The following is a 13,203-nucleotide window of genomic DNA, read 5'->3' on the forward strand; positions in this document are numbered from 1 at the left end:
AATGGCGATAAAGCAAATGAATAATCCTAAAGTTGATCTTGTTTATCGGAAGAGAAAAAGTGCGGAGGAAATGAAGCATCAAGTTATTACATTTGCATTAATGATTTTTTTAACATTAGTTGCATTTGCAGCAGTCGCATATCCGAAAACTTTTAGTCCGACTTTCTCAGTACCATTTATTTTACTATTAGCAGTGGTACAAGTAATTTTTCAATTGTATTATTTTATGCATATGAGTCATAAAGGACATGAAGCGGCAAGTTTCTTTCTTTATTCTGGTCTGTTGATCGGGTTAATTACAATTTTAGCTTTTATGACAATTGTGTGGATTTGAAAAGTGAAGAATAAGGGAGCTTGTGTCGTCACAGCTCCCTCTTCATGTTATGTGAAAGGATAACCTTAAGAAGGTAGGTGTGACAATGAGTAACTTGTGGATATTTGGTTTTCAAGCTCTATGGAGTCCAATCTTTTTACTATTTATGCTTTCGATCCTTATCGGGTACTTTTTAATTATTGGGCCATATAGAATGCGATTTGAACATGCGAAAAAGGTAAGTAAGAAGCAAGTTTTTTATTTTACGACCGGGATTGTTCTTTTGTATTTTGTAAAGGGAGGGCCTATTGATTTAATTGGTCATATTATATTTAGTGCACATATGTTTGAAATGGCAGTTATGTATATTGCAGTTCCACCGTTATTGTTGCTTGGTATACCAGTTTGGTTATATCGTTATATTACTTCTTTTAAGTTCGTTCAAATTATATTGAAGATATTTGCTAAGCCACTTATTGCATTGTTTGTATTTAATGGCCTGTTTTCTTTTTATCATTTACCAGTTGTTTTTGATACAGTAAAACAAAGTCAAATTGCTCATCCTATTTGTCTCGCTATATTGTTCTTTACGGCAATCATGATGTGGTGGCCGATGCTAAATCCATTACCAGAATATCAAACGTTAAGTGATATAAAGAAACTGGGTTATATGTTTGCTAACGGTATATTATTAACGCCAGCTTGCGCGTTAATCATTTTTGCGACGGCGCCATTATTTGCAACGTATACGGATCCGGCTGCTTGGATGAAGGCGATGGAACTATGTGTACCAGCGGGAACTTTATCTGATTTAAATATAACTGGACCAGAATTTTTACACTGGATGCCAGTCGTACAAGATCAACAAACAGGTGGCATCATTATGAAAATTGTCCAGGAAATAGTGTACGGTACGATTATTGGTTATGTATTTTTTAGGTGGGCACGTAGAGAGCGTGAAAAAGATAAAGAGCAGTTGCAACAATTACCGCCATATTTACAGACTAAGTAAAAAAGTGTATGGGTTTCCATACACTTTTATAGTTTTAGTAAACTATAAAAGATTGAATTTTCAATTTATTCATGTTAAGTTAGTGTAGGCATGTACTAAAAGTGGATATAAGATTTACTACTAGCTTTAATACGTAATAATTCCATGTGTAGTGCAAGTTTTTTAGAGAGTTACAAATTTATATTGTTATCTTTAATAAACAAGAACTATTTTAAGGGGGAATTTAAATGGGTAGTAGTGGAAGTATGGTAAAGCCAATTAGTGGTTTTTTAACAGCATTAATACAATATCCAGTACCGGTAGTAGAGTCACGTGCAGACATTGATAAACAAATTAAACAGATCATAAAAACAATTCATTCAACTAAATCAGGGTATCCTGGATTGGAATTGATAGTATTTCCAGAATATAGTACACAAGGGCTTAATACAAAAAAATGGACTACAGAAGAGTTTTTATGTACAGTTCCTGGGCCAGAAACAGACTTGTTTGCTGAGGCATGTAAAGAGTCTGAGGTATATGGTGTTTTTTCTATAATGGAAAGAAACCCTGATGGTGGAGAACCGTATAATACAGCAATAATTATTGATCCACAAGGTGAAATGATTTTGAAGTATCGTAAGCTAAATCCTTGGGTGCCAGTCGAACCTTGGAAAGCTGGAGATTTAGGCTTACCTGTTTGTGATGGACCTGGAGGAAGTAAATTAGCTGTTTGTATTTGTCATGATGGTATGTTTCCTGAAGTAGCTCGTGAAGCAGCTTATAAAGGTGCAAATGTCTTGATTCGTATTTCTGGATATAGCACACAAGTTAGTGAACAATGGATGTTAACTAATCGTTCGAATGCATGGCAAAACTTAATGTATACATTGTCAGTGAACTTAGCGGGTTATGATGGGGTATTTTATTACTTTGGTGAAGGACAAGTTTGTAATTTTGATGGGACTACTTTAGTGCAGGGACACCGAAATCCTTGGGAGATTGTTACTGCCGAAGTATATCCAGAGCTAGCAGATCAGGCTAGATTAGGATGGGGTCTCGAAAATAATATATATAATTTAGGTTCAAGGGGATATGTAGCGACTCCTGGAGGGGTGAAAGAAAACCCGTATACGTTTGTAAAAGATTTAGCTGAAGGTAAATATAAGGTTCCTTGGGAAGATGAGATTAAAGTAAAGGATGGAACTATTTATGGGTATCCAGTCAAAAAGACGATTCATTCTTAAGTAAGATAAATAGAAAAAGCGCATCAATATGATGCGCTTTTTCTATTTACTCAATGATTTGGAACTCTTTTAACTCTTTTTCGATATTTTGTAGGAGTTGTTCGCTTTTTTGAAGTACATTCGTTGGGAAAGTTTCACCATCACCATATTCAACGCCGTGAGGATAATAATGTTTTCCTAATAAGGGAGGAAGTAGCTTTATTTCAGCGTGTCTGCTACCAACATCACCTTCAACAGCCAAACCTTGTACGCGCAAATAATAAATATCATTTAATATTTCAAATTTATAATCGTATGTAACTCGTTCATAATCCCACTGTCCAGCAAGTACAAAATGGTTCTTTTCCATAATCTCTGTTAATAGTGTTAAATCAACGACTGCCCCATTAAATTTCGTATTTGTAAATTGCATATAATACCTCCTCTTTTCATGTTACATCATTATTTTTATAATAGTATGAATAATAAGAAAGTGCAATTCATATTGAGAGAAAAGGTAGAATCCAGACTTTTTTTGCGAAAATATGATATAGTGAAAAGAGTACGGTACACACAAAAAAGGAAAGAAAAGGATTTGTGTATATCTCAATTTTATGTTTTGTGCAGGAGGTATATCGATTGAAGAAATTATTGCGTATCGTAATGATTACATTTTTAATTTTAGCTGTTGATTTATACGGGAAATTACTCGTTTCACAATATATATTAACCCCATCTCAATCAAAGCAAGAAAATAAAATTGTGAAAAAGAAAAAACAAGTAAATGAAGACTCTTCCGATACTGTTTTAAATATGATTGGTGGGGACTCTGAAAATTTATTAGCAAAATGGGGCGAACCATCTCGAATAGAGCCATCTGCTTACGGATATGAATGGTGGGTATATAATCAAGATTTAACTAAGTATGTTCAATTTGGAGTTGCAGAACGAAAAGTTGTAACGGCGTATGTTGCTGGTGAGCAGGTTAAGGTGCCGCCTTATTATATAAATGAAAAGTATGAAGAAGTGTATAAAAAGAATCCACTCTCGCATGAGATTTCGTTAAAAAGAGGGAAAAATAGTTATCAATTTGAGTTATCTGACACGGAAGTGATGGAACAACCATTAATACCTGTAGAAGATGGCTGGGCACAATTATATTTTGATCATTTTACACATGAGCTTGTTGGTGTTCGTTATATGGATGATGAAACGTTATTACGCCAAAGACCGTATCAGCTTGTTTATTCGGGTGAATTACTAGCTGAACAACCATTGACTCCAGATAAAATGAAACAAATAGAGAATGGGAATATGCAACAAATTTTTGATTTAACAAATATTATTCGAAGTCGCCATAAGTTACCGCTGTTAGCTTGGGATCAACAAACAGCAGAGGTGGCTATAGGGCATAGTAAAGATATGAAGGATAATAATTACTTTTCACACGATTCACCTACACTAGGTACGTTAGGAGATCGTTTACAGCGCGGGAAAGTAGGGTTTCAACTTGCTGGTGAGAACATAGCGGCGAAACATAGTGATGGAATTGCGGCGGTGCAAGGTTGGTTAAATAGTGAAGGGCATAGAAAGAATGTATTAAATGAACAATTTACAGGATTAGGTGTTGGGGTATACGATAAGTTTTATACACAAAACTTTATTCGAAAATAAAGTGAAATTTTAAGTTGTGTAGGGGAAACCTCACGTTTAAGTACTTCGTATTCACTGAAGTGTAGGTCGGAATCTTACCGTATGCAAATAGCAGGATAAAAAGGTGCATGAATCGTCTAAAAATAGGCGAACCATGTGCCTTTTTTTTCTTACTATATAGTAGATATACATGAAGAGGTGAGGATTATGCCAACAACAAAAGGACCGTTACATCCATCGGTTCAACAGTTTAAAGAGTTTGTAAACCATCACCCTAAAATGGTTCATGAGGTTAGAAGTGGTCACAAAACTTGGCAACAGTTTTATGAAGAATGGTACTTACTTGGTGAAGAAGATCCGATATGGGCAACTTTTAGGCCTGATGGAGCGCCAGCTTTTTCTTCGGTAAAAGAAAATAAACAAGAAAAAGAAAAAGAAAAAGATAATCGAACTGAAGAGGAAAAAACTGCTGATGTGATGGGACAAATGCTTTCTTTCTTTAAAAAGCTAGATGTGGAACAGATGCAACACCATTTAGCTAATGTGACGAGTGCTATTGGTAGTGTGCAACAAGTTTTTCAACAATTTCAAGGGAAGCCCGCGCGGCAAGAAGAAAGTACTTCCGAAAATAATCCATTTTTCTTTCAGAAGGATTAGGGGGAAAGCGGATGAGAGCAGAAATTATGGAGTTTATAAAGGCTGATGAGGATTTATCTCGCTATATTAGGGAGCAACCGTACTGGTATAGAAAACTAACGCGAAACCCTGAAGAAAAAGAGGCATTTGAGTTAGCGGCTATGCAGCATTTCAAAAAAACGATACCAGATAAAGTTGAGAAATTTCAAAACCAATTGGCAGTTGCCTCCATTATGATCGATATGTTTCAGTATATGAAGCAGCAAAATACAACATAATTGGAAGGGAAAACTATGTCCGTCATGCAGAACTTTTGATACAATAGAAGCGGATTATTTAAAAAGGAGTTGCAGCATGAGCATGACGGAAATTTGTTTAGTACGACATGGACAAACTGATTGGAATTTTCAAGAGATTATTCAGGGACGTGAAGATATTCCACTTAATGAAGTGGGAAAGAAGCAAGCAAGTCAAAGTGCAGTTGCTTTGCAAGCGGAAGCATGGGATGTAATTATAAGTAGCCCATTAATTAGAGCGCACGAAACAGCTAAGGAAATTGCAGGGGCTGCAGGATTGCAATCGATTTTATTAGATGAGCGATTTGTTGAACGTAATTTTGGTGAAGCTTCTGGGAAGCCGGTTGCGACTGTTAGGGAGCTAATTGCAGAAGGTAAAGTAGAAGGTATGGAGCAAGATGAAGAGATTGTAACCCGTTGCTTTGCTGCTATAAAAGATGTTGCAGAAACCCATTCTGGCAAACGTATTATCATTGTAGCTCATTCACATGCGATAAAAGCAATTTTACATGCAATTGCACCGGAAGATATTTCGTTTAAGACACCATTAAAAAATGCATGTATTAGTTATGTGAAAGAAAATAGTGGGAAATGGGATGTTCTGAAATATAATATTGCGGAACATATTAATGTATAAGTATGTGCTGGGATTATACGGAAAATAGTTAGAGTGATATCTTTCTGTTTAGTGAGACACTTCAATTAGTAGTTCTATTCTAAATGTGGTATGATGAATACTCGGAGGTGTCTCTCATGATTGTAGCGACGCTGGAAAGCGTATTGATATTAGATAAGGCAGAGCAGCTTGCAAAAGCGATTATCTGTTCAGATATAGCAGAAGACTATCGTAAGTGTTATAAAGAATTGCATGAAGATATGGAAGTTCAGACGTTAATTCAGCAATTTACAGCGATGAAAGAACGATATGAAGAAGTGCAACGTTTCGGTAAATACCATCCTGATTATACTTTCGTTTCGACGAAAATGAGGGAGTTAAAGCGTTCTGTAGACTTACATGATAAGGTTGCAGCTTTTAAACGAGTAGAAACAGCTTTGCAAAAGTTGTTAGATGAAGTTAGTGTAGCAATCGGTTCTGAGGTGTCTTCTTCCATCAAAGTTCCAACAGGAAATCCATTTTTTGATGCTGGTGGCTGTGGTGGCGGTTGTGGTACCGGCGGAGGTTGTGGCTGTAAAACGGGGTAAATTACCCCGTTTTTTAGAAGATAGAAGAAAACGTATACAGAGTTTGTCCTGTAATGTCATAAATTTCTGATTGGTTTTCATAAAATATAAAATATATGTTTTTAAAAGGAGAAGATGGAGAAGATTATGTTCGGGCAACGACAAAGTATGATTGTTTATTTACATTCATTGAAACATGCCAAGATTTTAAGGAAATATGGTAACATACATTACATATCAAAACGCTTAAAATACGCAGTAGTATATTGTGATATGGAACAAATTGAGCATATGATGCAAAAGTTGAACAAACTTCCTTTTGTGAAGAAGATAGAACAGTCGTACCGCCCGTATTTAAAAACGGAATTTGAAAATTCACGTCCTGATCGGGCAAAAGAATACGATTATAGTTAATAGAAAAAATCCCCTGCTAATTTTAGTAGGGGATTTTTTTACTTGAAATAACACTTTATTTCATTGGAGGAATGAAATTATTCATTCGTAAAATACCAATTAAATGATTGAAAAACAGTTCTTTTTCTGGGAAAGTTGTGGATGGTTTTACCGTAAAGGTAGTCACTTTTCTTCCTAGTTGTTCTGCCGTTTCTTCAAATAAAATGACGCGTTTACTTTTTTTATTTTCAAGTACAGGAATGCCTTCACGACATATGTATAATGGTTGGAAATCACCAGTAGTAGTTGGTTTTAATATTACAACAAGTGAGCACACTTTTTTTTCATTTTTAATCGTTTCAAATTGTAACATATGTGTTATACGTTCTTGATTTGCTTTGGCAATTTCAAGTAATTCATATAAATCAGAGTAGCCTTCTCCGAGTTCTATAAAGCGTTGAATCATATTTTTTCCTCCTCTTTCTTTTACTTACTGTACCATCTCACTTTTTAAATGAAAAGTAGACAAAGAAAAAAAACCCTGCAAAGCAGGGCCCTTCTTATACTAGCATGTACTAGTAAGAAGGCAAAGGGAGAGGAGAAACCGGAGGAAGAACTTATGGGGAAACGTAAGTCTTCTCCGCGGTTGGCAACAACATCGAAGGTGATGTTGTTATAATTATTTATGTCCAATCTAAATGAAGATATACATCATGAAATTAAATTTTATGTTTGGCTTTTTATTTTTCTTTTTTTTATTTTATGATAGGATAAAAAAGATAAAGTGAAACGAATATACATATTGGGTTCGTGTTAGCGCATGGTGAGATGAATACATAAAAATGCAGAGCGGTTATTTTAAGCCAAAGTTCTCCTATTGTTCGTTGAGAAATGAATGGAAAATTTCATGGAATAGTATAGTTTGGTAGCGGTTACCGAATGGAGAAAGGTTTTCTATAATTGCTCGATAGATTGAAATAAAGGTAGTGACAACAGATGAGAGTAGTTTCAGGAAAATGTAAAGGGCATCCACTAAAAGCGGTGCCAGGTAATACAACACGTCCAACGACAGATAAAGTAAAAGAATCAATCTTTAATATGATAGGTCCTTATTTTGATGGTGGTATCGCTCTTGATTTATTTGGCGGTAGTGGTGGTCTTGGAATCGAGGCTATAAGTAGAGGGATTGATAAAGCAATTTTTGTTGATCGAGATAATAAAGCGATAAAAGTAATCCATCAAAATTTAGAAAGTTGTCGAATACAGGAACAAGCTGAAGTATATCGAAATGATGCAGAACGTGCGGTAAAGGCTCTTATAAAACGTGAAATATCATTCGATCTTATATTAATTGATCCTCCATATAAAGATCAAAAAATTGTATCTTTAATTAGTGTGATGGATCAACATGGATTGCTACATAGAGATGGATTAATTATGTCAGAGCATGGTAATGATGTGGTTTTACCTGATTCTATAGGGAGTCTTGTAAAAGTAAGAGCTGAAAATTATGGGATTACAGCAATATCGATTTATAAGTATGAAGGTGAGGGGACGGAATGACTAGTATAGCTATTTCTTCGGGAAGTTTTGATCCAATTACCCTTGGGCATCTGGATATTATTAAAAGGGGAGCAAAAGTATTTGATGAGGTATACGTAGTAGTTTTAAACAACTCGTCAAAAAAACCGTTCTTTTCAGTTGAAGAGCGCTTAGATTTAATTCGAGAAGCAACAAAGGATATCCCGAATGTAAAAGTAGATTCACATAGTGGACTACTAGTGGAGTATGCGAAAATGCGTAATGCAAATGCGATTTTGCGTGGGTTACGAGCGGTTTCTGATTTTGAATATGAGATGCAAATTACTTCTATGAATCGAAAATTAGATGAAAATATTGAAACCTTTTTTATTATGACAAATAACCAATATTCATTTTTAAGCTCGAGCATTGTAAAAGAAGTTGCGAGATATGGAGGAAGCGTAGTAGATCTTGTACCTCCTGTTGTAGAACGTGCTTTAAAAGAAAAGTTTCAAACCCCGTTAAAGTGAACGGGGTTTTTCTTTGTTGCTACGAAAAAATAATAAGATAACATATACATATAAACAAAATAAAGTAAAGATCGGTCCATAGTGTACAAAAGATGTCCAAATTTCTTGCAGTATAGAAGAATGATTCGATAAAAATACGGGGATATCTTTTTGCATAGGTGAAAAAGAGCTTACTTTTTCATAAAATGGTTTCCAAAATATAAAAGTAAAAATAGGAGCCAGAATACTTTGGATAATTCGTGCGAAAAAATAGGGCTTAAATCGGATGTCTGTTTCAGCTAATATGCTAGCAACTTGTGCCTGAATAGAAAGGCCGCTAAACGCTAAAATAAAGCTTGTTACCATAGCTTGCTGCAGGAGGGGTGTTTCATTTATTTGACTAATCATTTGGCTACCGAGTGTCATTTCAAAAATGCCTGATAAGATTGGAATACTAAATTCTGTAGTTAGTTGGAAGAATGATAAAATATGTTGCATAATAAAAGAAAGTGCTGCTGTAATATGAAATACAGTAATCATTTTATTTAAAACAGAGAATAAAATAATAAATCCACCAATCATAAGTAACGTTTGAATAGAAGAAACGATAGCGTCCCCAAGTAATTTTCCTAATGGTCTTTTTTCTTGCATGCGCGTCTCGTGTAGGACTGAAAAAGGGTTTTGAAAAGGACGTTTTTTAGTAGGATGTTGATCCTTCGTGGAAATATTGTTATTGCCGTAAAAACGCATCAATAACCCGACGGCAAAGTTACTTAAATAATGTGCAGCAGCTAATACGATTCCTAATTTCGGATTATTGAAAAAACCGATAGAAACAGCTCCAAAAATAAAAAGTGGATTAGATGAGTTTGTAAAAGATACGAGGCGTTCTGCTTCGATTTGTGTTAGCTGATTACTTTTACGTAGTCTAGCGCTTAATTTGGCGCCAGCAGGGAATCCAGAAGCCATTCCCATTGCCCAAACAAATCCGCCTATCCCTGGAACGCGAAAAAGTGGTCGCATGAGTGGTTCTAATATAACACCTATAAATTTTACAACACCAATACTAATTAGAAGTTCCGCAATGATGAAAAACGGTAAAAGTGAAGGGAATACAACTTCCCACCATATATTTAACCCTCGAATGGAAGCTTGCAAAGCAGCTTGGGGGTGAAGTACAAGAGAAAAGGTTAAAAATAGTGTTGATAGGGTAAGAAAAGCCGTTTTCCATTTTTCATACATGTAAGTAAATCCCCCTTTGTCCCAAAAAACGTTCATTTCAGTATACGTGGATACGTAGTGCATTTAGACCATAAGTATGAAAAAGGAATGAAAAAAATTAAAGGGTGAGAAAAATGAAAGAACCGAAAATTGGTTTAGCTCTTGGATCTGGGGGCGCAAAAGGGTTTGCGCATATTGGTGTTATAAAAGTTTTAAGAGAAAATGGTATACCGATTCATATGATTGCAGGAAGTAGTATGGGGGCTTTAGTAGGTACGTTTTATGCAGCTAGCTCAAACGTTGAAAGGTTGTATAAACTGGCAAATGTTTTTAAGAGGAAATATTATTTAGATTTTACAGTTCCGAAAATGGGATTTATTGCTGGAAAACGTGTCAAAGATATGATTAAAATGTTTACATATAATAAAAATTTAGAAGAGTTAGATATCCCGACGGCTGTTGTGGCTACTGACATCTTGAAGGGGGAAAAAGTAGTTTTTACAAGTGGTCCTGTTGCAGAGGCTGTGAGAGCTAGCATATCTGTACCTGGAGTGTTTGTACCAGAAAAGATAGATGGACGATTATTGGTGGATGGCGGAGTGATTGATCGCATTCCAGTATCGGTTGTGAAAGAGTTAGGTGCCGATATTGTTATTGCTGTTGATGTATCGCCGATTAAAGTGAATGGAGAGGTTACGTCTATTTATGATGTAATTATGCAGAGTATTGAAATTATGCAACATGAGCTGGTGATGAATCGACAAATTGCATCGGATTTAATGATGCGACCAGCTGTAGAACAATTTAGTTCACGTGCTTTTACAAACATTGAAGACATTATTCGAGTTGGAGAAGTAGAGGCGGAAAAACATGTTGCAAATATTTATTTATTAATTGAGCAGTGGAAGGAGAAACATAATGTTTAAGCGTTTTCGGTTTATATATGCAATTTTAATAGGGGTTATATTGGCGATGTTACTTGTTTACGTACGTTTACCGTATTATGTAACAAAACCAGGAATGGCGGCCAAATTAGAGCCTTACGTTCAAGTTGAGGGTGGAACGAAAGAATCCGGTGATTTTATGCTTGTTACGGTTTCAATGGGACCAGCAAATGTGGTGAATTTAATAGCGGCACAGTTTAATAAATATACACATATTTCGAAAGCGGAAGAAATATTGCAAAAAGGTGAGAGTGATGAAGAATATCAATTTCGCCAAAATTATGCGATGAAAGATTCGCAAAATGCAGCAATCTATAATGCGTATAAACGTGCAAACCGTACTGTTTCTTTTGAAAATAAAGGTGTATTGGTTGCAGGAGTAGCGAAAGGGATGCCGTCAGAAGGAAAGCTTAAGCTTGGAGATGTCATCATAGCTGTCGACGGAAAAACATTTGAAAAGACGGAGCAATTTATTGAATATATGACAGGGAAAAAAGAAGGGGAAGCAGTAAATATTGAGTACAAGAGAAATGGAAAACAGTTAAAAGAAAATTTAAATGTAAAGACCATTCCGAATGGAAATGGGCGTGTTGGTATAGGGGTTTCTATCGTTACTGAAAGAGAATTAATGGTAGATCCGAAAGTGAAAATTGATTCTCATGAAATAGGCGGACCATCGGCAGGCCTAATGTTTACATTAGAAATATATAATCAACTTGTGGAAGATGATTTAACAAGAGGGCATGAAATAGCTGGAACAGGGACGATAAATGAAAAGGGAGAAATTGGTCCGATTGGTGGTATTCAGCAAAAAGTGGTTGCTGCAAGTGATGCTGGTGCTGAAGTGTTCTTTGCGCCAAATGAAAAAGGTGCGGAGAAATCGAATTATAAAGATGCGCTTGAGGCTGCGAAAGATATTAAAACAAAAATGAAAGTTGTACCAGTTGATACGCTGGATGATGCATTGCTGTATTTGGAAAAAATGGGCGAGAAAAAATAAACCTCTCTGAAAAAGAGAGGTTTTTTATAGAAATTTTGCAGTTGTTTCATCATAACGAATTGGATGGTGTGTTGCATCTTGTTTTAGTAGTTGTGTTCGTAATGGTTCTTGCATGATGGAGAAATATACAGAATTGGCTTTTCGCTCTATATGTAAAGTAGGATGGTCAAATGTTTTTGTATGGGTAAGGATGGGAAGCTCTATTTTTTTCTTGTTTTTTGAAAGGTAAGTTTGTCCTTTTTGTGACATGCCTAGTAGACGAATGTACGGTGCATGCTGCTCTATATTTGCGCTATGTATTTCTTGTTTTGTTGTATTTGTTAAAATGTGTGTACAAGCTCTTTGTAATCTAGTCCATGTATAACGCTTCGTTTTTAATGCTTCCATGAATGAATGGAAGGAGGAACTGTTTTGTATTTTTGATAAAATACGATGCTCTAAACCTTCTTCTATTTCATATATATGTCGTAAGTCTTCTGGAGACATCGTCATGAGTTTGTATTTGAAAAATGAAAAGTATTGTTCCCAATTATGTAATATCCCGTAGTTTTGTTTGTAACTTGCTAAAAGAGAAGCAGTCGCTTTTGGGATAAAAGGCTCAATTTCTGTAAAAGAACTATTTTCGCTAAAAAGTTTTTTACGAATACTAGTTGCGCTTGCAATATGTTGGTCGCTAAATGTTTCATCATGATAATGAGATGCGAATCTTTTTATCGTTTGTGCTTGCATAGAACTATTTTGTAAGAAAATTGATTTCATGTATTGGAATCCTAATATGTTATTCGGTTGTGACATGTCTATGTTTTTTTCGGATGGTAAAATGTGTAGGAAGGCTTCAGATGTAGCTTTTGCGTAACTGTTACCTGCATTCATAAATTGCTTTACAAGACGATTAAAAGTATCTTCTTCATTTTTTTGCACAGAGATGGTGTTATGAAAATTTTCAATCTGCCCATCTTCACTACCGAAACAAATTTCAGAAACACGCAGGGCGTTTAAAATAGAAATAGCGCCATTTGCAAAGGTTTCAGCCTTTTGTGTTGAGAAGGCGTATGGAAGCTCTACAACAAGGTCTACACCGCATGATAAGGCCATTTTGGTACGATACCATTTGGATATGAGTGCTGGCTCACCACGCTGTAAAAAAGGGCCACTCATAACAGCGATTGTAATATCGGCGTGTGTTAACTTTTTTGTTTGTTGCACATGATAATCATGACCGTTATGAAAAGGGTTATATTCAACAACAATACCACTGGCTTTTATGGTAATCTCTCCTTTCGATGTAGCATCTTTTTCAAAAACGTGATACTCTATA

Annotated in this window: 17 protein-coding genes; 13 read left to right on the forward strand and 4 right to left on the reverse strand. The window is 35.5% G+C overall.

The genetic code is table 11. The annotated features are described in order from the left end of the window. Position 1 precedes the first annotated feature (1 nt). The 3 genes from ctaF (at position 2) to RBB48_RS03745 (ending at position 2,551) form a co-directional block, all read left to right on the forward strand. The gene (ctaF, locus tag RBB48_RS03735) at positions 2-334 is read left to right on the forward strand and encodes a cytochrome c oxidase subunit IVB (RefSeq protein ID WP_000985692.1); all 333 of its coding nucleotides are present in this window, start codon (positions 2-4) and stop codon (positions 332-334) included. 85 nt (positions 335-419) lie between these two features. After that, the gene (gene ctaG, locus RBB48_RS03740; protein ID WP_000069010.1) at positions 420-1,325 is read left to right on the forward strand and encodes a cytochrome c oxidase assembly factor CtaG; all 906 of its coding nucleotides are present in this window, start codon (positions 420-422) and stop codon (positions 1,323-1,325) included. Between the two features lie 227 nt (positions 1,326-1,552). After that, on the forward strand, positions 1,553-2,551 hold the full coding sequence (locus RBB48_RS03745; RefSeq protein ID WP_000535797.1) for a formamidase: 999 nt from the start codon (positions 1,553-1,555) through the stop codon (positions 2,549-2,551). Between the two features lie 46 nt (positions 2,552-2,597). Here RBB48_RS03745 and RBB48_RS03750 read toward each other — a convergent pair whose 3' ends face one another. Continuing rightward, positions 2,598-2,963 carry a YugN family protein gene (locus tag RBB48_RS03750; protein WP_001160938.1) on the reverse strand — a complete coding sequence of 122 codons (366 nt, stop codon included), beginning with the start codon at positions 2,961-2,963 and terminating at the stop codon, positions 2,598-2,600. Positions 2,964-3,169: 206 nt separating this feature from the next. Between RBB48_RS03750 and RBB48_RS03755 the strand changes: the two genes are divergently transcribed. The 6 genes from RBB48_RS03755 to RBB48_RS03780 all read left to right on the forward strand — a co-directional run bounded on the left by RBB48_RS03755 (position 3,170) and on the right by RBB48_RS03780 (position 6,711). Continuing rightward, on the forward strand, positions 3,170-4,204 hold the full coding sequence (locus RBB48_RS03755) for a CAP domain-containing protein (RefSeq protein ID WP_097889654.1): 1,035 nt from the start codon (positions 3,170-3,172) through the stop codon (positions 4,202-4,204). A 186-nt stretch (positions 4,205-4,390) separates the two neighbouring features. After that, the gene (gene ylbD, locus RBB48_RS03760) at positions 4,391-4,840 is read left to right on the forward strand and encodes a YlbD family protein (protein WP_001143337.1); all 450 of its coding nucleotides are present in this window, start codon (positions 4,391-4,393) and stop codon (positions 4,838-4,840) included. An 11-nt stretch (positions 4,841-4,851) separates the two neighbouring features. Next, positions 4,852-5,097: a YlbE-like family protein gene (locus RBB48_RS03765; protein ID WP_001200991.1), complete on the forward strand. Its 246-nt coding sequence runs from the start codon at positions 4,852-4,854 to the stop codon at positions 5,095-5,097. An 82-nt stretch (positions 5,098-5,179) separates the two neighbouring features. Beyond that, positions 5,180-5,752, forward strand: a complete 573-nt coding sequence (locus RBB48_RS03770; protein ID WP_033657734.1) for a histidine phosphatase family protein — start codon at positions 5,180-5,182, stop codon at positions 5,750-5,752. A gap of 116 nt (positions 5,753-5,868) precedes the next feature. After that, positions 5,869-6,318, forward strand: a complete 450-nt coding sequence (locus RBB48_RS03775; RefSeq protein WP_000634355.1) for a YlbF/YmcA family competence regulator — start codon at positions 5,869-5,871, stop codon at positions 6,316-6,318. A 126-nt stretch (positions 6,319-6,444) separates the two neighbouring features. Then, the gene (locus tag RBB48_RS03780) at positions 6,445-6,711 is read left to right on the forward strand and encodes a YlbG family protein (protein ID WP_002080814.1); all 267 of its coding nucleotides are present in this window, start codon (positions 6,445-6,447) and stop codon (positions 6,709-6,711) included. 55 nt (positions 6,712-6,766) lie between these two features. Here the strand turns inward: RBB48_RS03780 and RBB48_RS03785 are convergent, their stop codons facing one another. Then, positions 6,767-7,156 (reverse strand): DUF7147 family protein, encoded by a 390-nt coding sequence (locus RBB48_RS03785; protein WP_000616012.1) that lies wholly within the window; start codon positions 7,154-7,156, stop codon positions 6,767-6,769. A gap of 530 nt (positions 7,157-7,686) precedes the next feature. Between RBB48_RS03785 and rsmD the strand changes: the two genes are divergently transcribed. Next, positions 7,687-8,253, forward strand: coding sequence for a 16S rRNA (guanine(966)-N(2))-methyltransferase RsmD (gene rsmD / locus RBB48_RS03790; protein ID WP_001266975.1), 567 nt, complete (start codon positions 7,687-7,689; stop codon positions 8,251-8,253). Then, the gene (gene coaD / locus RBB48_RS03795; RefSeq protein ID WP_000200598.1) at positions 8,250-8,741 is read left to right on the forward strand and encodes a pantetheine-phosphate adenylyltransferase; all 492 of its coding nucleotides are present in this window, start codon (positions 8,250-8,252) and stop codon (positions 8,739-8,741) included. The genes rsmD and coaD overlap by 4 nt, the downstream gene beginning before the upstream one ends. Here coaD and ylbJ read toward each other — a convergent pair. Beyond that, complete coding sequence (gene ylbJ / locus RBB48_RS03800; protein ID WP_088064314.1) at positions 8,733-9,962, reverse strand: sporulation integral membrane protein YlbJ; 1,230 nt, start codon at positions 9,960-9,962, stop codon at positions 8,733-8,735. The two genes, coaD and ylbJ, sit on opposite strands and share 9 nt — an antisense overlap. Positions 9,963-10,075: 113 nt before the next feature. On the opposite strand from ylbJ, the gene RBB48_RS03805 reads away from it, so the two are divergent. Together RBB48_RS03805 and RBB48_RS03810 are read left to right on the forward strand one after the other, a co-directional pair. Further along, the gene (locus RBB48_RS03805) at positions 10,076-10,867 is read left to right on the forward strand and encodes a patatin-like phospholipase family protein (protein ID WP_000662602.1); all 792 of its coding nucleotides are present in this window, start codon (positions 10,076-10,078) and stop codon (positions 10,865-10,867) included. Then, the gene (locus tag RBB48_RS03810; protein ID WP_000476311.1) at positions 10,860-11,885 is read left to right on the forward strand and encodes a SepM family pheromone-processing serine protease; all 1,026 of its coding nucleotides are present in this window, start codon (positions 10,860-10,862) and stop codon (positions 11,883-11,885) included. Before RBB48_RS03805 ends, RBB48_RS03810 begins: the two co-directional genes overlap by 8 nt. A 24-nt stretch (positions 11,886-11,909) precedes the next feature. Here RBB48_RS03810 and RBB48_RS03815 read toward each other — a convergent pair whose 3' ends face one another. Then, positions 11,910-13,151, reverse strand: a complete 1,242-nt coding sequence (locus RBB48_RS03815) for a nucleotidyltransferase (RefSeq protein WP_176546123.1) — start codon at positions 13,149-13,151, stop codon at positions 11,910-11,912. Between the last annotated feature and the right edge of the window lie 52 nt (positions 13,152-13,203).

Source organism: Bacillus sp. MMSF_3353 (assembly GCF_030733445.1).
Classification (GTDB): Bacteria; Bacillota; Bacilli; order Bacillales; family Bacillaceae_G; genus Bacillus_A; species Bacillus_A wiedmannii.